Here is a 21,291-nt window from a genome sequence, read left to right on the forward strand (position 1 = left end):
CAATCAGTTGTAATAGAACACTTTTCTGGAAATGAAGAAGCCGACCACGACCAGAATAAGGCTGACGACGAGCGTATACATCCAAGCCATCGCGGCGCTAAGTCCGAAATTCTGCGACGTGAACGCCGTCTCATAGATATACTGCGTCACTTGGCTGTCGGCGAACGAATCGATGATCGTATAGATGACGTTCGTCAAGATGAGCGGACTGACCATGGGGAACGTAATTTTCCAGAACGACTCGTACGCGGTCGCGCCTTCCATCTTCGCGACCTCGTACATCGTGGTAGGCACTGACTGCAGCGCGGCGAGGAAAATGAGAATCTGGACGCCCGAGCCGCGGATAATCTCGTAAATCCGGTTGACGGCCGTCACGATATACTCGATGAACCAGAGCGGAATGCCGCCGTTGCCGAGCATGCTCACGAGAATCATCGGGTCGAAGCCGTTCTGCTGTTCGCCGAGCTCCTGCGCGATCTGGGAGCTGCCCGTCAGCTGGATCAAGCCGGCCGACTGCGCCTCCGCGATCGCGCCCGAAGCGAGAATGACGGGCAGGAAGAACACGGCGCGCGCGAGCGCCCGGCCCCTGAACTTCGAGTTCAGGAGCGTGGCCGCGAACAGACTGAAGAACAGAATCATCGGCACGTTGTAGGCCATCTCGGATACGGACTCCGTCAAGATCCGGTTAAAGTTAGGATCGACGCGAAGCGCGCTCGTGTAATTATCGAGGCCGATAAAGCTTAATTCATAGCCGCTAGGCGCCACGTTCAGCTCGCTGAAGCTAAACCGGACGGACTGCAGGAACGGCGTTACGAACAGGAAGAGGAATCCGAGCAGCCACGGCAGGATAAAGAGGATCCCGAGGAGCGCCCGCTTCCGCGTCAGCGTCAGTGTGAAACTTCTCTTGGTCAATTGCCCTCACTCCCCGCCGTGAAATTTTTCGCTTCTACCCTTGTGCCGTTAATCGTCACCGGCTGGTCGGTATAGTTGACGTATACCGCGTCCCCGTTGCCGTAGCGGACCTCGACGACGCCTTCTCCATGGACGATGCGATCCGTGATCGGCTGCGTCCGCAGTCCGCCGAGCGCCTCGTTCGCCTTGGCGTACATCTTGGCCGCCTCCTCGATCCAGCTGGCGTATGCGGTAGAGAACATCGCGTCGTACGCCGTGAATTTCAGCTCGGAGGACGATTCGTGCGACCACAGGAAGTGCGGCGCCGCGCCGTATTCGACCGACCGAAGCAGTTGGTCTTGGAGATCCTGCTCATCGCTGAGGTTGATTGGCGAGCCCGCATAATCCACATAGCCGTGAATGACCATTTGGTAGAACGGCACCGTCTCATCGACGATATTGAAGCCGCTGCCTTCCATCGGCACGTTGATCAGCTGATCGGCGTACGGAAGCGCGTACGCATTCCCGCCGGTCAACAGCAGGTTCGGGAATCGCTGCTCGAGCTTACCGAGCTGCTCCTTCACGATGTTCTTGGCCGTGTCGCGGAAGATGACCCGGCTGACGCGGTAGTCGGCATGGAGCAGATCGCCGAGATCGCGGAGCGCGACGGCATCGATGTCGTAATCGTCGTAGTCGGCCATGAAGCGATCGACGAAATACGGGAGCTTGGCAGGCGATAGCAGCCAGTAGACGCCCAAGTCGTAATCCATCGTATTGAACGCGCGGTTGTACGGCGTCCGCGCTGCTTGCTCGCGGGTAATGAACCGGGCCGCATCGGAGGCAGGCTTGAACGCGTAGCTGTCACGCAGCACGTGCTGGAAGGCCGTATCCGGGAACAGCTGCCCGCCGGCCGCCTCCAGCTTCTCCGCCAGCTGGCGGAGCTCCGACTTGCTTCCAAGCTTCCCTTCCAGCTCGATATCGGAAGGAACGGTATGCTTCATGCCGCCGTTAAACCAGCCGAGATATCGCATCTGCACGTTGGAAATCCCTTTGTCCGTTAACAGATCCGCGATTTCGCCGGCCTGGCGGAAGGTCGTCATCGGCACGATCCCCTTGTACGGCACGCCAAGGAACGATTTGCGCTTATCGACCGCGCCAAGCACATCCACGAAGAATGGCAAGCCGTCTTCGACTTCGATCGCGGTCAGATGGCCTTGCGCGGCAAGCCGCTCGCGGTAGATCTTGGCCATGCCGGCATAGGTGGCATTCGAACCGGCAAGAAAGCCGTAACGAATCTGTATGTCTCCGGTGTAACGCGCTTCGGACAAGAGCTGAATTTCGTCGACCTCATTGCCCTTGTACAGCTCCAATTCGTCCTCCCCGCGAAGAGCGAAGCTGGCATGAACGTGGTTGAACGAATTTTGCCGTCCGCCGATATCGGCCGTAATGGACGCAATCGCTTCGCCCTTCTCGATTTGCGCGAACCAGGCGCCGTCGCCCGCTTTGAGACCGAATACCGGCAAGCGCGCGCTCTCCGATACTTGGCCGCGCCGGCCGCTGTTGTCGTTATAATCGTCGCCGTAGACGCGCTGCGCATAGACTTCGGCATTCGATTTGCCGTTGTTGAGATGAATCAGGCCGCCGGATCCGTCCGGCACCAGCATATAGCCTTGCTCATCTGTCCCGGCGGCGCCGAAGAAGTTCAGCAGCTCGAGGTTGCGGATCTTGAATCCTTGGCTTTCCGCAATCTGCGCGGCCGGCACGTTCACAAGGAGGCTGTCGCCGTCCAGACGGTATTCGAGAACGACGGTGAAATTCGGCTTCTCCTCGCCGCCTGCGCCGATGCCGTTCGCTTCATTATCGATAGCGAGATCCTCTTCCGTGTAGCCTGCCTTGGCGAATGCGTCCAGCACGCGCTGCAGGACGAGCGGGCGTTCCACCGCGGTATCGAGCCGTTCCATGACGTCCGGTTTGGTCTCCGAAGGCAGGTACGCCCGATTGATCGTCACCTTCGTCTGGTCATCCAGCTGGCTAAGCACTTTCTCTTCCATCCGCTGGGTGCTGATGTATTTCGGCAGCGCGTCGATGCCCAGCGACATATCGCCGATCGTGTACGTCAGCCGAAGCCCGCCCTCGATCATCTCGAGCTTGAACTGCTTGTTCGCGACCGACTGCGCATAGTTCGTGAACGTCCCTAGCGTCCCGATGCGGTCGCGGTAGTTGACGGTCACCTGAGAAGATAGCCGTTCTTTCTCGACGGGAGACGCCTTCGCGTCTTCGTTCCTCGATGCAGGATTGGTGCGCCAAACCTTGCCGCTCCTTTTGTCCACCACGGCAAGCTCGGTTGTCTCTTCATGGACATACATGGCCAGGGCCTCCGTCTCGGCCGCAAGCTTCATGCCCGGAACGGCGCTGCCAGGCAGAAACCGGGGTTCGGTGGCCGCAGCCGGGATCGGCGCCTCCCCCTCATAAGCGGAAACGTGAATCGCCGGCGCACCTCTCGTCAGCGTAACGTAGAGCATGGCGCCGATTCCGACTACCGCGATACCAGCCAGCACCGCATAAAGTTTCTTTCTCTTGTTCACTGGTGCTGTCCCCCTTACGTCCGGAAAATGAGTTCGCGGTAGATATCATAGACGAAGTACCAAATCTGAGCGCCAAGGCTAAGCGCAAGCGTGCCCAGAAAGACGACGATCCCCATGGCGATGACGGTCAGGATCAGCGTGATGACCGTCTTCGAGGCGGTATACTGGTGCACGGTCATAATGCCGGCGAACAGCAAATAGATGAACCAAATGCCGGCAAAGCTGTTCATCAAATAAAAGAAGGCCGTCTCCTCCTGCACCATGATGCGGCTGACGAACGTCATCGGGAGATTGATCAGGATGAGCGGCAGCATCGCATAGCCGGTCGCCATGACGATCTCCTTGAATTTGCCCTCGCCTTCCATCAAGGTCGTGATCGACCAGTTCGCGACGCAGAACAGCAGGAACGGCAGCAGCGTGTAGATGATGTCGTTCACGCTGTTCAAGTTCCGCGGATCGTTGAAGTTGACGAGGAAGCCCGAGAACTGTCGCTGCAGGATGAGCGTCAGGATGAACAGCGCGAGGATCGTCAGCGCGACCCGGACCTTGCCCTTGCGTTCGTATTTCATATCCCAGAACCCGTCGAACGGGTGGACGATGACATGGAGGGGAAACTTCACGAAATCATGCTTCACGTCTCTCACTCCTTCTCACCCTGACTTTCCTTGCGATCCGATAGGCAACGAAGGCGAAGAGAAGCACCATGAGCGTCGTCATCGCATTGCCGAACTGCTCCTGCATGACTTCGCGGCGGTATCGCTTGAAGGCCGTCGAATAATATTTGCGGTCCATGCCGAGCTTGAAATACGCCATTGCTTCCTTGTTTTTCTTCTGCATAAGCAGCGAGCGTCCAATGCCCCGATATGCGATATCGAAGTTCGAGTTCAGTCGGAGCACTTCTCGCCATATGCCGACGGATTGGTCGGTATTGCCGTTATAATGCTCGGTTGTCGCCGCGGTCACCAGCTCGCCGAATCGGGTAGGCTGGAAGACGACGATATTGTTCTTGCCCCGGTCGAGCACGACCAGTCGATCCGCGACCCGTTCGACCGCGACCGGCGTATTGAAGACGCCAAGCTGCGTTCCTCGTCCGCCGAAGGCATACAATAGTTCTCCCTCGTCGTTGTACGTGAACAGACGGGCGCGCAGCGAATCGAGCGCGACATACATGCCGCCGCCAAGCACCTTGATGTCCACAAGTTTGGACGGGCCCGAGTTGTTGCCCAGCATCCGGTAACGGATATCGCCTCGCGGCGAGTATTCGCCGAATCGTTTCAGCACGTCCTGCCCGGAAGGGTTCAGCCGTTTGATCGTTTCGGTCGAATTGATATCGATCGTCGTCGCATAGACGAAGCCTTTGCGGTCGATATCGACGCTGGCGAATTCCGTCGGAATGAACAGCTGCATCTGCGCTTGCTGCGCATCCGTCGCAAGCGCCCGCCACAGCCGGTCGGCCGGGTTCGCCGTTACCTTGATCGTGCCGACGTAACCCATGAACTGGCCGGTCTCGTCGAATTGCATGATGCCCTCGTACATGCCGCGCGCGACGACGAAGATCCGGCCCGCCTTGTCGGCCGTCACCTTGAGCGGGACGAATTTGAAGTCGGGCGGCAAAATTTCCGATTGGGGATTGTCGACGATGCGTATGAGCTCGCCTTCGTTCGTCAGGATGACGACGCGCCCCTTATCCGTATCCGCGACGTAGATCTCCTTCTCCTCCGAGACGAAAATCCCCGATGGATTGGCGAACTTGTTCTCCGCCCCGTCCAGCTCGAAGTGATCGATCGTCCGAAGTACCCGCCACTGCCGGTCAAGGGCGATGATCCGCGCATTGCCGCTGTCCAGAATGTAAATGAACCCATCCTCTGTGATGAAGAGGTCATTCGGCTGATTGAAGCTGCCGACGCCAAGACTTTGTCCCGTGACGGCTTGCTCCGGCACATAGGGCGCGGGCAGCGGCACCGATTCTTCATAAAAATTGTAGGTATAGGCTTCATATGGCGTGGCGGCCGAGGCGGTCGGCGCCGCTAGGGCGGCGAGCATCGAGAGGATCGCCGCCAGCACGATCGCTTTTTGTAATCTCACGGACGGTCCCCCCTAATCTTTCATGCCGGATGTCGCCATCGTCTCGATAATGCGGCTTTGCGAGAAGACGAACAGCGTGATCGGCACGCTCATCAAGATCAACGCGACGGCTGCGCCGACGCCTGCGCGGGCGATCCCGCCTTGAATGATTTGGCCCGAGGCATAATGAAGCGTTTTCAATTGCTCGCTGTAGATGAATCCGTTGCCGTCCGTCCCCCAGAGCAGCTGGAACAACAGAATGACGAGCGTCAGCCAGGCCGGCTTGACGTTGGGCATGACGACTTGCCAGAATATGCGGTATTCGCTCGCCCCGTCGATCTTGGCCGCTTCCAGCAGCGAGTCCGGCAGCTGTTCCATGAATTGCTTCATGAGATATAGGCCGAGCGGATAGGCGAATGCCGGGACGATCACCGCCCAGTAGGTATCGATGAGGCCGAGCCACGACATGATCATGTAATTCGGAATCGACGTTACGGCGCCGGTGAACATGAGCGACAGCACGACCGTCTGGAACATGAGCGCCTTGCCGGGAAACACATGCTTCGCAAGCGGATAAGCGGCGGCCGACGCCAAGATGACGTGTCCGATGACGCCCATCCCGGTAATGAAGAACGTATTGAAGATATAGCGGGAGAACGGGACCCACGACTGGCCGAGCAGCGTCATGAGATCGACGAAGTTCGTCAGCGTCGGGTTGCGCACGAACAGAGTCGGCGGGAACAGGAAAATTTCATCGAGCGGCTTGAAGGCCGAGTTGATCGCATAGATGAGCGGGAGCGCCATGAAGGCGCCGACGACCGCCAGCATGACGAATAAGGCGAAACTCCCCATAAAGGACCGGTTGACCCGCTTTTTGCGCATCGTAAGAATGAAATTCATGCGATTAGTCCCCTACCTTCCTGAGAAGTCGTTGGATCACCAGATTCGCGCCGAGCATGATGACGAACAACACGGTCGCGATCGCGGAGGCATATCCCATCTCGAAGCGGATCGTGCCGAAGTCGATCAAGTGCGTGACGATCGTCTGCGCGGCATAGTTGACGCTCGGGAATCCGGCCAGGTTGATCGATACGTCCGCCACGGCGAGCGATGTCGTCAGCTGGATGACGGCGCCGAACATGAGCTGAGGTCTCATGGACGGCAGCGTAATATACCAGAGCTCCTGCCAGCGATTGCGTATGCCGTCTACCGCGCCGGCTTCGTACAGCGTCTTGTCGACCGTCTGCAACCCGGCAATGAAGGCGAGGAAGCCGGTCCCAAGCGACAGCCAGAGCTGCACGAGGATGAGGATCGGCAGAATGTACTTCTCGGTCTTCAGCCACTGAATCGGCTCCAGAATGAAGCCGAGCTTGATGAGCAGGCCGTTGGCGATGCCGTACCGGTCCCCGGAAAAAATGATCTGCCAGATAAAATAAACGTTGCCGGATATGGACGGCGCGTAGAAGACCAGCGTCATGAACGCGCGAAGCTTCGGTCCGAGCTCGTTGATGATCCAGGCGAAGATGAAGCAGGCAATATAGCTGACCGGTCCGGTAATGGCCGCGAAGAGGAGCGTGTTCTTGATCGCCGTCAAGAACACGTCGTCTTCCAGGAACAACCTCGAGTAATTCTGCCAGCCGATAAAGCGCGGAAATTCGAGCAGGTTGAAATACGTAAAGCTGATGAAGATGGACATGAGCACGGGCAAAATCGTAAAGGCCGCGAACAACAGCATATACGGCGCCATCAGAATATAGGAATGCTTCTTCTTCTTCATTTCCTGCTTCTGGACGGCCCACCATGTCCGGGAACGCGTCGGTTTGCCGGTTCCCGCCGGCTGCTGCTTCTTGCGCTCGATCGTGATATTGGACACGTATGTCCCCCCCTTTTATTCCGGAAGGCCGAACTCTTTGCGTTTGGCTTTGATCTCGTCCTGGATGAACTGGACGTAATCGACAATCGCTTCGCGCGGTTCCGTATTGGCGCTGACCACGGTTTTATAGAAGGCATTGAGCAGGTGGCGTCCCGTAAAATACCCGCCTGGCACTTCCGGAATGCCTTGGACATAGTCGAACTGGGCCTTCAGGTTCTCGTACTCGGCAACCGGCCAAGGCAAGCTGTCGAGCGACTCGATGTTGGCGGTCGGGTAGCGGGCGGATGCGCCGAGGAGCCCTTCCATCTCGCGGCCGAATTGCGTCTGCGTGTCCGCGGACGTCCACCATTTCATGAATGCCCACGCGGCTTCCTTGTCCTCGGCGCCCTTCAGCATGATCGTGCCGCTGCCCGCGCTTGAGACGGAGCGGTCGATGGTGCCGTCTGGCTTCGGCGTTCCGGGGATCGGCACGAAGCCCCACATGCCGCGAATTTCCGGCGCGAATACGGTGAGCAGATTATAGGTCGTATAATCCGCGATGCCGATCGGCATCTGGCCGGTGCGGAACCGGTTCGCAAAATCGAACTCCCGCTCCAGCTTGTAATCCGTGTAGAACTCCGTCCATTGCTTGAACGTCTCGATGCCGATGCGGGAATCGAGATCCGATTCCTTGCCGTCATTCCGGTAGAATTGACCGCCGTTCTGCATCAGCAAGGCCGCGTAGATCGAATTCGGCGGCAGGTTCTCTCCCGGGTAGGTCGGGTTCAGCACGAGCGGCAGACCGAACTCCATATGGTTCTTATTCAAGATAGCCAGCAAATTGGAGACATCGTCCCACGTCTGCGGGATCTTCAGTCCCAACTCGTTCAAGACGTCCTTGCGGTAGAACAACATATTGAACGTCTGCGTCTCCGGCAGCGCGTACACGCCGCTCTCGTACGTATACGGGACGAGCGCGCTCGGGCGGAACCGTTCCGATACCGCTTCGAAATCGCCGAATTGCGTCAGATCCGCGGCCGCGTTCCGCATCGCATAGTTGACCGGAATATCGTTGCCGATCTGCATCGCTACATCGGGTCCTTGACCGGCCAGCGTCGCGGGGAGCAGCGTCTGCATTTGCACCAGCTTCAAATTGACATTAATGCCGGTCTGCGGCGTGAACGTCTCGTCGATCATCGCCTTGAGCGTATTCGCCTGGTCGCGGCCCGAGCCGATCCAGACCGTGACGGAACGCTGATCGCCGTCTTCGGCGACATTGCCGATCGAATTGTAGTCGATGAAGAACGAGTACGCGAACGTGCTAATCTCATGCTTCAGCTCGGAGAAAAATCCGAGCCCGCCGCGCGGGAATTTCTTCTCCGGCGAGGCGACGTAGATCTCGTCGATCTCCAGCGGCATCTCGCGAGTCCGCAGCAGCCATGTGCCAAGACCTCCCGTATTCGTCTTATAGGAAGTAAGACGGCGCGGGATCGTGTCCGGTTCGTCGATCATCTCGTCGAGCTGCACGTACATCGTCTTCAGCAGCGCTTCGGAGTCGCTGCTTCCGCCCGATAGACGGCGAAGCTCCCGGCTGACGAATTTGAGCCTGTCGCTCTCGGCCTTGAACGTATCGAGCAGATTCGGAATCCGCACATGGACGCGATAATCGCGGTATTGGTCGGGCGCGGTGCCGGTTATCATCAATATTTTGCGGTAGAGGCTGTTCAAGTTGAACAGGCTCTCTTCGATGGACCGGATCAGCGGCGCGAAATCGCCGAGGTTATTCTCCAGCCGGATGACGTTCTTCCCTTCGTTCAGCTTGACGAGGTACGGTTCGTCGCCGCCAAGGACATCGATCCGGTAACCGCTCTTGTATCGGAACGGCACCCGCTGCGCTTCGCTGAACGGGATGACGCCGTTGACCAGCAATCTGCGCGTCGAATAGATGCCCCGCACGAAATTTTGCTGCGTTTTGAAGCCCAGCTTATAGAGTCCCGTCTCCGGCACCTCGACCTCCCATTCGATCCATTGGCCCGGGACGCGCCAGTTGTAGCCCCCGATCGTATTGACGCGAACCTCGGAAGGGCTGTACGGGGTGACCGCAGGGCTGGAACGTTCCGTCTGCGGGTACAGCGTCGGGGACGATTTGACAAGGGCATCCTCGCCTTGCACCGTCACCAGAATATCTTCGGTTTCCTGGATGCCTTCTTGCTGATAAGCAGCCAGCGCTGCTTCATAGGAAGCCGGCTCCTTATACTGGAAAAGCTTCAATTGGCGGATCACCATCGGCTCGCGCTGCGAAACCAAGGTGAGCGTATGACGGCCGGCCGTCAGATAAAATTGGAACGGCTGCTCGAAGTAACCCTCGTAATCCTTGAACAGCGTCTCGCGCCATCCCGGCTTCTCCGATTGCCGCGGCCGCAGGTCGTTGCCGCGATTGTCCCGCTGCACCTTCTCGAACTCGTTGCCCCATACGCGGTCGAACTGCAGATACGCCGTTTCTTCGAAAGGCGCTTCGCCGTCGATCAGGAACGAACGCTCGATGCTCGAGCTCTTGCCTTCGATCGGATAGTAGAGCAGCGAGACGTGGTACAGTCCCGTCTCCGGCACGTCGACGACCCATTCGACCTGCCCGCTCTCGCCTGTCTTCAGCGAGACGCCGCTCTGGCCTTCATAATTGTCGAGCTTCTCGAAGCCTTCTCCGGAGGCGGCGTCGTATGCGGCAGCCTCGATGATGATTTCACGATCGGGGCGACTGGCGCTTTCATATTTCGCGGCATAAGCCGCATACCCCCCTTTGCCTTGAATCATGGAGAAAAGCTCCTCGTCCGCGGACAAATTCGCGCTGGCCATCTTCGTCTCGTTGGTTGGGCTCTCTGCCGATATTCGGCTGCCGGATATCAGCAAGCTTAGCGCCAAGACGGTGCTCAAGGCCGTGAGCGCTGTTTTCATAGTCCCCTTCAATTCAAGCCCCCCTAATAAGCTTTCGCGACGCGTACTTGGCGTGGCGCCTTTTACACCCGAGCGGATGAATAGACTTGGTTAGGTAAACGCTTACATTACATAAAGATCGTATCACTGAACCAAACAACAGTCAATGAAACTTTATTAGTTTGTTATTGTTTTGTTATTATAAAATGAGCGGTTATTTGCCATTCGCGATCGAATTTTGTCAAAAACAATTCGTTTTTCTCCCCCGGCTTCCGATCTCGGGTGTCGCATTCCATCCAACCGCTTTGTTCCCTTTAGGTTCTGTTTGCCGACCGCGCAAAAAAAGGGATGTGCTTCGTAACCGCACACCCCTTCCGCTATTTACCGTCTGCTGCGCGAACGGCTGTGATGATTATTTTACTTTTTGCAGCGCGGCTTCGGCGGCTGCCTTATGCTTCTCGATCGTTGCGGACACCGATTGGTTCTGCAGGATGACTTCGTCCATGACCGCATAGATCGGGAAGTCCGGGATTCCCTCTTCGACCGCCAGACGGCCGGTGCCGTTCACGCTCTTCAGCGCAAGGTCGATGTCGGCTTGGTTCTTGAAGCGGGACTCCAGCCAATCCTGGCCCAAGTATTCTTCGGTCGGCGGCACGTCGAAGCTTTGCTCCCAAATCGAGTAGACCGTCTGCGCGTCTTTCACGCCTTTGAGCATGAACCAGCCGTTCTGGGCCGTGTTCGCATACGTATGCTTGCTGTCGGTGTTCGGACCGCTCGGGTTCGGAACGACGCCGACTTCGAAGGTCAGATCCGCCACGTTCCAGTCATAGTTGATCGACATGAGGACGTCGCCGTCTTTGAACGTGTTCGTTTCGTTCCAATCCATTTTGTTGCCCGTCTTGACTTTAACGACGTTCTCCACGTTGTACAGGCGGTTGACGAACTCCAGCGTTTCGGCGAATTTCGGATCCGTCATCCCCATGGTCAAGTCTTCGTTCACGAACATCGCATTGTTCGTCACGCCGAAGTGACGGGCCGCGTCGACCGGCCAGCCGGCATAGCCGAACGTGTCGTTCTTGCCGTCGTTATCCGTGTCGCGCGTCGCGGCCTTGGCAAGCTCCAGGAATTTATCCCACGTCCACTGCCCGGCGTTGTACAGCTCCTGCGGATCCTGCAAGCCCAGCTTCTTCACGAGGTCGCGGTTGTAGTACGTGCCGACGATCTGTACGCCCGGCGTGCCGAACGCGTACTCGGTGCCCCCCATGGCGGGCAGCTTCTGCATCAGCTTCTGCTCGTTGTTGATGTCGTCCGTCGCCGACGTGAATTCGCTGACCGGGAGGATGATCCCTTGCTTCACCAGCGGGATCGCGCGCTTGAGCTCCATGATCGCGATATCCGCGAACGGCTCGCCGGCGAGCGTCGACGTCGTCACTTTATCCATGTATTGTTCAAACGGGACATTGATGAATTCGAATTTGAAGTTGTACTGCTTCTCCAGCTCCGCAAGCTTATCGAGGCGCGCTTTCTCGCCTGCCGTGTTGCCCGCCGGCTTCTGGTCCCACCAAGCCGCGACTTTAATCGTCCGGCCGCCGAGATCGATCGCCGCAGGCGGTTCTTCCTTGACCGGCTCTTCCTTGGCCGGCTCGTTCGTCGCCGTACCTTCGCTGCCCGCATTGTTCTTAGGCGCGTTCGTCCCGGCATTGTTAGCGCCATTATTGCTGCCGCCACTGCAAGCGGTTGTGACCAACATCATTGCGATAAACAGGATTGAAAGCCCTTTCAATTTTTTCATTGTCAAGCCTCCCATTATTGTTATCGTGTTGCTCTTGGCACCGATTACAGCTTATTGGGCTATACGCAGCGGCCAAATCCCCCAAAGTAACCGTTTTCAAGTAAGCGTTTACAAATTAACGATTTTAGGTTCTCATCACCACCGTGATAATGTGCTGTTTGCAAAACAATCATAACACCGTCTTTTATTACCGTCAATTACCAAAGCAACAAATCTTATGATTTTGTTTTCTTTTTGTTATTCTTGTTTGGTTAATTCCTCCCCCTTCCCCCTCCGCTGAGGGGAACCAAAGGACTTCGCCCTCTGGACTCCCTATTTCGTGCAGGCACGTTTGTTCGCGGTCGGCGGGTTGCTTCGAGCTGGCACGCTTTTGTCCTCGCGGACAAAGCTTCAGTGGGTGTTAAAGTTCTAAGACTTAAAACTGTAAACTATGGGCCACGGTTGGCTTTACTCGGGGTTTAAACCTGTCCGTCCGTGCACTTGGAGGGACATCGTGCTGACATTCGCTTTCGTCCGCTTGCGCGGACACGCTTTACGTTTAAAGTGCATCATCGTATCCTATTCCAATAAAAAAAATCGACACATCGGCTAGCCGAGTATCGATTCCTTATCGTTCGTGCTTGTCTTTCCATTCCCGCATGGCTTCACTCCGATACCGCCACGTTGTCCCGCGTATAAGCATGCTGCTCCCGAATAATCGGATCGCCTTGAATCAGTTTTTTCTCGACCGCCGATTCTGGATTGTCGATGCGCCATAGCATCTGGTCGACCGCCCGCATTCCCAACAGCTCTTTATTGACGTTGACCGTGCCGAGGATCGGATGGGTATCGCACGTATTATCGAAGCCCGTTACGGCACAGTCGCGCGGCACGCTGAAATCCCGTTTGCCGAGCTCGTCGACGAGGTATTGAGCCGTCGTGTCGTTCGCGCAGACAAACACTTCGGGCAGCTCTTTCAAATCCAGCTGAGGGAACAATTTATACATATCGTCGGCATCCTGTCCGATAAGGAGGGGATCCTGATCCAACGTAATCCCGTAGCTTTCGAGCGTCGTCCGGAATGCGAGCCACCGTTCGAAATAACTTTGGGCATCGGATATATTGCCGACGAACTGAAATTTGCGATAGCCCTTGCTAACCAGCTTCGTCGTCAAATTCTGCATGCAGCTGAAGTTATCCGTGAACACGGTATCGCACGGGAACGCCGGATCGACGTGATCGACCATCACGACGGGAATATTCAGACGACCGATATCCAGCAGAATCGGCGTGGATATGGACCCGACCGTAATGACGCCTCGGATCGCTTCCGGCTTCACGAGCGCGAATACATGATCGTGGGACGGCTCGGTCAGCGTCATGATATCGATGCCCAGCTGATTAAGCCTTGCCGATATGCCGTCGAATACGGGCCCCCAATAGACGGATTCTTTGTTCTGATAACGAATATTCGGAAATAGGACGACGATGGTTCCCGACCGCTTCCGGTCGATCGGTTCTTGCAGTTCGCCGGCGACGCGCTTGGGCTCGTTGTTCTTGAAATAGCCGAGTTGTCCGGCCACCTTATATATCATCTCCCGCGTTGCTGCGCTAACCCCTGCTTTTCCGGTAAGCGCGCGCGACACCGCGAATTTCGATACGCCCGCCATGTCGGCGATTTCTTGAATGGTTACTTTCCCTCTCATATCAATCATCCAATCCGACTAATTTTCGTAGGTTCTGCCAACTCCTCTTCCCTATAATAGCAGAAAATTTGTCGAATCAAACGCCGAATCTCACATTTTTCCATGAGGCTCCCGGCGTGCCGGCTGCAGTACGATCTTGTCATCCTCCAGCCGCAGCAGCACTTTATCGGCATTCCTCGCGCCTACCGCTTCCAGGTAATGTTCCGGCACTTGGATGCGTCCGGTTCGGTCCATAACGGCATATTCGATATGCGTGTCTTCCGATTGGGCTTCACCTGCGGACCCTTCCGCGGCTTCGGTCTCTTCCGCCCGGCGAATCCTCTCCGACGAGGTGCGCCCGTCGCGAATCTCGACGACGCGGGCGACCTGCTTGGCGAGATCGAGATCATGCGTCACGATGACGATCGTCAATCCCAAGTCGGCATTCAGGCTGCGCAGCAGCTGCATCACTTGAGCCGACGTGCGCGTGTCGAGCGCGCCGGTCGGTTCGTCGGCCAGCAGCAGCTTCGGGCGGTTCGCGAGCGCGATCGCGATCGCGACCCGCTGCTGCTCGCCTCCGGACAGCTCCTCGAGCCGGTTATGAAGGCGGTGGCCTAGTCCCACCGCCTCCAATAATTCGGCGGCGCGCTGGCGCTTCTTCTTCCGGTCATGCAGGAGCATCGGAATTTCGACATTTTCCCTTGCCGTCAAATAGGGAATCAGGTTCCGGGCCTTATTCTGCCAGACGAAACCGACCGTCTCGCGCTTATAACGCGAAAGCTCTCGATCCGTCAGTTTCAGCATGTCGATGCCGTCGACGGCAAGGCGCCCGGCCGACGGACGATCCAGCCCCCCCAGCATATTCATCAGCGTCGACTTGCCGCTGCCCGAGTTGCCGATGATCGCCATCATCTCGCCTTGCTGTACCTGCAGGTTCAGTCCCTGAAGCGCCATCACTTCGATCTCGCTCGTCTTGTAGATCTTCACGAGGTTCTCGCAGACGATCATCGCTCTCAATCCTCCCCCAACTTGACCGCTTGATAGATGTTCATTCGTTTCAGCAACCAGGCGAGAATAAGGAGCGCGGCGGCAAGCATGATGCACGTCGCGGCCGCAAGCCGAACGATGTCGGCGTGATCCGAGATGACTTCGAACGGCGGCACGATTCGTCCGGGATCAAAGGAGAGCTGATAGAGCGGCACGAATATGCGGCACGCCGCCAATCCGGTTGCGATCGCGATCAGGAAACCCGCGCCCGTCGTCAGCAATTGCTCGACGATCAGCATCCCGAGAAGCTGGCGGAACGAGATCCCCATGGCTCTGTAGATCCCGAGCTGCAGCATGCGTCCTTGCAAAGACAGCAGCCAGAAAAGCATGAACCCGATAAAACTGATGACAAGCGACACGATGAAGCCGAGGCTCATGACGCCGTTAATTGCCATGCGGAACGGATCGAGACGGCTCTGCGCGATTTCGCCGATCGTATCCTCGAATTTCTCCAGCGCGATGCCCTTCTCTTCGATGGCCGCAAGCAGCTGCCGACGGTCCGCCCCGCGCGCCACCTTGATCCAGGCGTCGTAAGGCTCCATCGCCAGCTCACTCTGGATCTTCTCGAGATGGCCGACGATCAGCATCGGATTCCCATTATCCGGCGATTCCTCGACCGCCGCGCGATTCGGATTAAAGGTCGGGAAGTAGTCCACGATCCCGTAGACGACGAACCGCGTCGGCCGCAGCCCTTCCCAGCCGACGTCCATGACATCGCCGATCTGCGCGCCGAAATGATCGGCCGCCGATCTAGACAGCAGCACCGCGCTCGCATCGGGCGCGATCAGATTCAGATAATCGTAGAAGTGATGCGGCAGCAGCCCCTCCTTCATCCATGCGGCTTCGCCGAACGCGTCGGTATCGATGCCCATCAGCCGCACCTTGCCGCTCTTGTTGCCGAGCCATGCGTCCGATTGTTCCTTCACGAACACTCTCGCCGCCCGTTCGACGCCGGGAAGCTGCTCGATCATGGCCAGCGGCGGCTCCAGATAATTGATGCGCGTGGCGGTGGCCGTCTGTTGATCCGGTCCGGCCTGACCGGGGGCTGTAGGCGGCGGGGCGTCGCTCGCCCAATGTTGGCGCAGCACGATGTCGCTGCCCTTGGCATACCAGATCTGATCCTCCATGTTGCCGTTGATCGTGCGGGCCGTGTTCGCGTTATAGATGCCCGTGCCGATGGTTAGCACGAGGAACACCATCAGACCGTGGTACAGCCGATTGCGCCGGCTGACCAGCAGCAGCGCGGAATAAAGCTGCGGCGCCCACCGCTTCCTGCCGAACCGATAGAGCATCGACACCAGGAGCGGGTAGGCCCGAATGAGCAGCAGGCTCGCGCCGAGAATGAAGAGCGTTGGCACCGTATAGAGCAGCGGGTCCGCCGACAGCGACTGTCCGTCCAATCCGAGCTTCACCAAATCGCGCATTCGCTGCTGATAGATGTAATAGCCATAGAACGAGAGGCCAAGCAGCACGATGTCCAGGCCGAACGTCTGCCAGGCCGGACGTTTCCCCTCTCGCGCCTTGGCGCGGTTCTGATCGACGATCGACTTGCCGGTCGCCAAGAAGACCGGAACCAACCCGACGAACCAAGCGGCTACCGCGGCCCCGCCCGCATACAGCCAGCTTTCGGCGGATATTTGCACCGCAAGCGCGCCGCGATCCACGAAGTTCAAGAACGTGCTGGTCGAACCGAGCATCCGCGTGAACGCCGCGCCCAGAGCAGGACCTGCCGCCAGCGCGACGGACGCGATAAGTCCGAATTCCATCGCGTAGACGGACATGATATGCCATCTTGTCGCGCCGCGGCTGCGAAGGACGGCGATCTCGGACTTTTGCCGCTCGATCAGCATCCCTGTGACCATATAGAGATAGAAGCCGATCAGGATGAACAACGGCACGTTGAGCGACCAGAGCAAATGGCGAAGCGTCTGCTCCCGGTCGGCATACGCGGTCATGGCGTCGCTGCCGGGCACCCACACCGATGAACTGACGGAGAAATTATAAGTTCCCAGCATGTCGGCCGTCATGTTCGATTTGAGTGCGATCAAGCGTTCGGCCGTCCGGATGTCGAACGTCGTATAATCGGCCGCCGCCAGCGCTCCGATCTTCGCGAAGACGAACGGACCTTCCTCCGCAAAATCGCGCTTGAACAGCTCCTCCGGCAGAAATAGCGTGCTGCGCTCGGGACCAAGGCTGGCGCGGCTCCAATACACGTCGCTCAAGTCATTCTCCGCGATGACCGCGACGGGCTTCACGCGAATCGGCTGCCTATCCGGTCTCGGATCCTCGATGATATATTCCTGGCCGAGCAGCATGTTCAGCTCGACAAGCGCATTGTCTGTCACCATCGCTTCATAGACGCCGTTGACAGGCTCCTTCTTGGGGAGGACGCCGTCCACGACGCGCACCTTTCCTTCGAGCCCGGTACGGGCGGCGAATTTGGCCGAACGCTTCTCTTCCGCGTCGGCGCGCGTCGGGTCGGCCGGCGTAAGCTCGAAACGGACGGTCTCCATGCTGCGCTGGTCAAGCAGTAGCTTCAGACTGCCGTCCGCGACGTTGGCCGCCCAGTACGCGTCCAGCCGGTCCCTAACGGCCTTCTGAATTCGGGGGTCGTCATCGCGCATCGTGATGTCAATGGAGACGACGCCCGGATGAATGCCCGTTCCCGCATAGCTGCGGTCCATATCCTGGACCAGCATGTAGCGAAGCACGGCGTTCTTATAGATCGGCATGCTGGATGTCAGTGCGATGCAGCAAAGCATCCCCGCGAGCAGGCTGGCGGCCAGCCAGCGATTTCTTGCCAGCTTGCGGAACAACATGATGAGAACGGACATGGCTTAACGCTCCCTCGTTTCCCCACATGACTTACTGTAGAATGATCTTCATCCCGTCCTCGACGCCCTGGACGATCTCGTATTCCGTCGCGGTCTCCAGGCCGATCTCGACATCCAGCTCCTTGCGCCGCTCGCCGTCCAGCACCTGCACGAAGGTGCGTCCGAAATACGTGCGCACGCCGGCCTTCGGCACGACGATCACGTTATCCCGCCGCGCGGCGACAATTACGATGTCGGCCATCTTGCCCAGCGCCGCATCCGGTGGCAAGGAGTCCAATTCGACATATAACGTGCGGGCGTATTCCTCGCGCAGCCTGTCGTCGTCCGTCTGCGGAGCGGAAGCGGGCGTCTGCGTCACCTTGCCCGCGTAGACCTTGCCTTGGAACGTCGCCTCCGCCGCCATGCCCACTTTAATGTCGGCGAGCACGGGATTATTGTTCGTCGTCAATGCCAGCCGAATCGCTTGCGGATCGGCAATCGCGGCCAGCACGCGGCCGGGCTCCGCCCGGTCGCCGGGCATCAAGTCGGTGAAGTAAGACACGATGCCATCCGCTTCCGCCGTAAGGATCGAGGCGGCAACCTTCGCCTTCGTCTTCTCGAACAGCAGCTCCGCCAGCCGGTAATCGAGCCGTGCGATCTTGATCTGCCTCCCGCTGCCGCCCTTGACCGCCTCTTCCAGGGCAAGGCGCTTACGTTCGTATTCCAGCTCCCGCTGGAGCAGCTCGACGTCGACGCCCTCATTCTCCAATGTCGCGAGCACGTCGCCTTTCTTGACGACGGTTCCTGCCCGTACGCCGAGGCTGTCGATCACGCCGCCTTCCCGGAATTGGTAATACTTCACGTTGTTGGGCACGAAGGTGCCCGAACCCGAGATCTGTCTTGCGATGCTGCCCAGCTTCGCGTCGACCGTCCGCGCTTCGGTCTGCGCCGGCTTGACGAGCGGCGGCTTCAGCGGAGCCTGCTCCTGCGGCAGAAGGCTGCAGCCGCTTGACGCCGCGGCGGCGGCTACGAGCATGACGGCCGCATATAAACGACGGTTAAGCTTCCTTGCTGCTTTCCGATCCAATACGACCATCCTCCAATGCATATACGTCGTCCACCAGTTCCATAATGTGCGGGTCGTGCGTGGTCATCACAATGGCGATTCCTTCCGACCGGACGAGCTCGCGGAAGACGTGCATGACTTGCTTCCCCATTCGCGAATCCAATTCCGCCGTCGGTTCGTCGGCCAGAATCAGCCTCGGCTTATGGGCGATCGCGCGAGCAATGGCCGTCCGCTGCTGCTCGCCGCCCGAGAGCTCCGGAGGCATGTGATGCATGCGGCCGGCCAACCCGACGAACGCGAGCGCCTCTTCGGCCAGCTTCTTCCGCTCCGGCGCCGGAATGCCGGCGATGCGAAGACCGAAATCGACGTTCTCGAATGCGGTCATATACGGTACAAGCGCGAAGGACTGGAAGATAAGCCCGATCTCGCGTCTGCGCATCTCGTTCTTCTGCCGGTCGGTCATCTTGCTGCCGTCCCTGTCACCGTAATAGATGACGCCTTCCGTCGGCGCGTCAAGCGCTGCCATAATATTCAGCAGCGTCGTCTTGCCGGATCCCGACCGTCCCTTCAAGGCAATCAACCGGCCTTGGCCGACGCTGAGCGTTGCGCCTCGGAGGGCCGTAACCGCGCCGTTTCCCTTGCCGAACACCCGCGTGACGCCGCGAGCCTCCAGCAGCGGCGCGCCGGACTTCCCCGTCCCGTCCATCTCCTCACTCCCATTCTTCGGCTGCGGCGATGATTGGCTTTCGCGTGCCGCAATCTTATGGATGCGCTTACATTACCATCATAACAAATAACGATTTTAGCGCAATGTTTTTTTGTGAAGGAATGAATCTGTTATTATTCATTGTGAAATGCCCTTGCTTCTCCCATCCTCGGAAGCCCGTCTAAAATACGTGCATCCACGCTAAAATCCGCGAATAAACAGACCGCAACATGAGAATTTCGCCATCGTACGCTTGCACATACGCACCTAACGTCACCAAACACGTTTCGATGATTTTCATTTATAAAGAACAAAACATTTTCTATGGGAGAGGATAAATATCCATCACGTCGAATACCAATAGTCATGAAAAGGCTTACAATATTGAAGACCTTAGGAATGACTTGCGACCGTTAAGGAGATGGCGGATATGAACATGCGCGCTTCAGCGCTAGTCTTGCTCTTGGTGCCCCTGCTTCTCGCATCCTGCACGTCGAATACGAATACGAATACGAATAAGCTTTCGGATGACGCGGTACCCGATCCATTCCAGCAAGCCGAGCGATTGGGCAAAGGCGTTAATTTGGGCAATGCGCTTGATGCCCCCCGGGAAGGCGAATGGGGACTCACCTTGCAGGAAGCGTATTTTGGACTCATCGCGGAGGGCGGTTTCGATACGGTTCGCGTTCCGATCAAATGGTCGGCCCATGCGTCCGCGGAACCTCCCTACGCGCTCGACGAGACGTTTGCGCAGCGCGTGGATTGGGTCCTCGACCAAGCCGAGTCCCACGGATTGAATGCGGTGATCAATATTCACCATTACGATGAGCTATTCGAAGCGCCGGCCGAACACAAGGCGCGATTCTTGCGGATATGGGAACAGCTGGCGCAGCGGTACAAGGATCGGCCGCTCTCCGTCTATTTCGAGCCGCTCAACGAGCCGCATGGCAATCTCGACGCATCGTCTTGGAACGACCTGCTGGCCGAAGCGATCCAGACCATCCGAGGCATCGATCGTCGGCATACCCTCGTCATCGGAACTTCCGAATGGGGCGGCATTCGCGGCTTACCTGCGCTCCACGTGCCGGAGGAAGAGAAGAATGCAATCGTGACGTTCCACTACTATGAGCCCTTCTTATTCACCCATCAAGGGGCGGAATGGAACGGGGCAGAGACAAGCACGACCGGCTTGACTTGGCCAGGTCCGCCCGCGAGCGAGGTTCAGGCAGCAGAAGCCGCCGATCGAGTGACGTGGGTCCATCGTTGGTTCGAAGACTATAACAAGCAGCCGCCTGAATACAATCCGGCCGGCCGGGAACAAGTGATGCGCGATCTCGACCAAGCCGCCGCTTGGAGCAAAGAACAAGGCCGTCCTCTCTGGTTAGGCGAATTCGGCGCCTACTCCAAAGCGGACATGGAATCGCGCGTTCGCTGGACCGAATTCGTTCGCAGCGAGGCGGAGAAACGGAGCATCTCCTGGGCGTACTGGGAGTTTGGGTCCGGCTTCGGGGTGTATAACCGGGAACGCGCCCAATGGAACCGCGAGCTGCACGAGGCGCTGATCGGCCGTGCGGTTGAATAAATGATCCGCATGCACGCGTTAGTCCCATGACAACTAAGGGGACCCGAAAGTCATCATTGCGATGGCTCTCGGGTCCCCTTACGTCTCCGACAATCTAGTTCGCCACTCTCTTCGGGCGCCTACGGCTCATCGTAGATACTCCCCCATGCGTGTAATAATCGAGCATCCAACATAGATACCATTCGCATCATGACCCCCAGTTAACGGATATGAAGACCAAACCAATGAGAATAAGCGCCGATAAGCATAAGCAACAGCAGTGGAATCGACAGAACGGAAAGCCATAGAAACAAATCAT

At 57.8% G+C, this 21,291-nt stretch carries 14 protein-coding genes; 1 reads left to right on the top strand and 13 read right to left on the bottom strand.

All coding sequences use genetic code 11. The features are described 5' to 3' along the window. Positions 1-3: 3 nt before the first annotated feature. The 13 genes from ACFSKT_RS06185 to ACFSKT_RS06245 all read right to left on the bottom strand — a co-directional run bounded on the left by ACFSKT_RS06185 (position 4) and on the right by ACFSKT_RS06245 (position 19,411). Positions 4-912 (bottom strand): carbohydrate ABC transporter permease, encoded by a 909-nt coding sequence (locus tag ACFSKT_RS06185; protein WP_377718123.1) that lies wholly within the window; start codon positions 910-912, stop codon positions 4-6. Then, complete coding sequence (locus ACFSKT_RS06190; RefSeq protein ID WP_377718124.1) at positions 909-3,476, bottom strand: DUF5696 domain-containing protein; 2,568 nt, start codon at positions 3,474-3,476, stop codon at positions 909-911. Before ACFSKT_RS06190 ends, ACFSKT_RS06185 begins: the two co-directional genes overlap by 4 nt. Before the next feature lie 14 nt (positions 3,477-3,490). Next, a complete protein-coding gene (locus ACFSKT_RS06195) occupies positions 3,491-4,111 on the bottom strand; it encodes a Yip1 family protein (protein ID WP_377718125.1) in 621 nt (206 codons plus the stop codon). Next, the gene (locus tag ACFSKT_RS06200) at positions 4,101-5,561 is read right to left on the bottom strand and encodes a gluconolactonase (RefSeq protein WP_377718126.1); all 1,461 of its coding nucleotides are present in this window, start codon (positions 5,559-5,561) and stop codon (positions 4,101-4,103) included. Before ACFSKT_RS06200 ends, ACFSKT_RS06195 begins: the two co-directional genes overlap by 11 nt. A gap of 12 nt (positions 5,562-5,573) precedes the next feature. Beyond that, positions 5,574-6,440 carry a carbohydrate ABC transporter permease gene (locus ACFSKT_RS06205; protein WP_377718127.1) on the bottom strand — a complete coding sequence of 289 codons (867 nt, stop codon included), beginning with the start codon at positions 6,438-6,440 and terminating at the stop codon, positions 5,574-5,576. Positions 6,441-6,444: 4 nt separating this feature from the next. Continuing rightward, positions 6,445-7,317: a carbohydrate ABC transporter permease gene (locus tag ACFSKT_RS06210; protein WP_377718157.1), complete on the bottom strand. Its 873-nt coding sequence runs from the start codon at positions 7,315-7,317 to the stop codon at positions 6,445-6,447. Positions 7,318-7,428: 111 nt separating this feature from the next. Next, positions 7,429-10,344, bottom strand: a complete 2,916-nt coding sequence (locus tag ACFSKT_RS06215; RefSeq protein WP_377718158.1) for an extracellular solute-binding protein — start codon at positions 10,342-10,344, stop codon at positions 7,429-7,431. Positions 10,345-10,735: 391 nt separating this feature from the next. Next, the gene (locus tag ACFSKT_RS06220; RefSeq protein ID WP_377718128.1) at positions 10,736-12,115 is read right to left on the bottom strand and encodes an ABC transporter substrate-binding protein; all 1,380 of its coding nucleotides are present in this window, start codon (positions 12,113-12,115) and stop codon (positions 10,736-10,738) included. 644 nt (positions 12,116-12,759) lie between these two features. Beyond that, on the bottom strand, positions 12,760-13,800 hold the full coding sequence (locus ACFSKT_RS06225) for a substrate-binding domain-containing protein (protein WP_377718129.1): 1,041 nt from the start codon (positions 13,798-13,800) through the stop codon (positions 12,760-12,762). A 90-nt stretch (positions 13,801-13,890) separates the two neighbouring features. Next, a complete protein-coding gene (locus tag ACFSKT_RS06230) occupies positions 13,891-14,787 on the bottom strand; it encodes an ATP-binding cassette domain-containing protein (protein WP_377718130.1) in 897 nt (298 codons plus the stop codon). 5 nt (positions 14,788-14,792) lie between these two features. Beyond that, positions 14,793-17,660, bottom strand: a complete 2,868-nt coding sequence (locus ACFSKT_RS06235; protein ID WP_377718131.1) for an ABC transporter permease — start codon at positions 17,658-17,660, stop codon at positions 14,793-14,795. A gap of 31 nt (positions 17,661-17,691) precedes the next feature. Further along, positions 17,692-18,726, bottom strand: coding sequence for an efflux RND transporter periplasmic adaptor subunit (locus tag ACFSKT_RS06240; protein WP_377718132.1), 1,035 nt, complete (start codon positions 18,724-18,726; stop codon positions 17,692-17,694). Continuing rightward, positions 18,698-19,411, bottom strand: a complete 714-nt coding sequence (locus ACFSKT_RS06245; protein ID WP_377718133.1) for an ABC transporter ATP-binding protein — start codon at positions 19,409-19,411, stop codon at positions 18,698-18,700. The genes ACFSKT_RS06240 and ACFSKT_RS06245 overlap by 29 nt, the downstream gene beginning before the upstream one ends. Before the next feature lie 430 nt (positions 19,412-19,841). Here ACFSKT_RS06245 and ACFSKT_RS06250 point away from each other — a divergent pair, with 430 nt between their 5' ends. Next, entirely contained in the window at positions 19,842-20,993 is a 1,152-nt protein-coding gene (locus ACFSKT_RS06250; RefSeq protein ID WP_377718134.1) for a glycoside hydrolase family 5 protein, read from the top strand. The last annotated feature ends 298 nt before the right edge of the window (positions 20,994-21,291 follow it).

This window comes from Paenibacillus xanthanilyticus (assembly GCF_042682185.1).
Lineage (GTDB): Bacteria > Bacillota > Bacilli > Paenibacillales > Paenibacillaceae > Paenibacillus_Z > Paenibacillus_Z xanthanilyticus.

Coding starts and splice junctions, on each gene's coding strand:
- ACFSKT_RS06205 (WP_377718127.1), bottom strand. CDS start 6,440: ATGAATTTCATTCTTACGATGCGCAAAAAGCGGGTCAACCGGTCCTTT.
- ACFSKT_RS06210 (WP_377718157.1), bottom strand. CDS start 7,317: ATGAAGAAGAAGAAGCATTCCTATATTCTGATGGCGCCGTATATGCTG.
- ACFSKT_RS06215 (WP_377718158.1), bottom strand. CDS start 10,344: ATGAAAACAGCGCTCACGGCCTTGAGCACCGTCTTGGCGCTAAGCTTG.
- ACFSKT_RS06220 (WP_377718128.1), bottom strand. CDS start 12,115: ATGAAAAAATTGAAAGGGCTTTCAATCCTGTTTATCGCAATGATGTTG.
- ACFSKT_RS06225 (WP_377718129.1), bottom strand. CDS start 13,800: ATGAGAGGGAAAGTAACCATTCAAGAAATCGCCGACATGGCGGGCGTA.
- ACFSKT_RS06230 (WP_377718130.1), bottom strand. CDS start 14,787: ATGATCGTCTGCGAGAACCTCGTGAAGATCTACAAGACGAGCGAGATC.
- ACFSKT_RS06235 (WP_377718131.1), bottom strand. CDS start 17,660: ATGTCCGTTCTCATCATGTTGTTCCGCAAGCTGGCAAGAAATCGCTGG.
- ACFSKT_RS06245 (WP_377718133.1), bottom strand. CDS start 19,411: ATGGACGGGACGGGGAAGTCCGGCGCGCCGCTGCTGGAGGCTCGCGGC.
- ACFSKT_RS06250 (WP_377718134.1), top strand. CDS start 19,842: ATGAACATGCGCGCTTCAGCGCTAGTCTTGCTCTTGGTGCCCCTGCTT.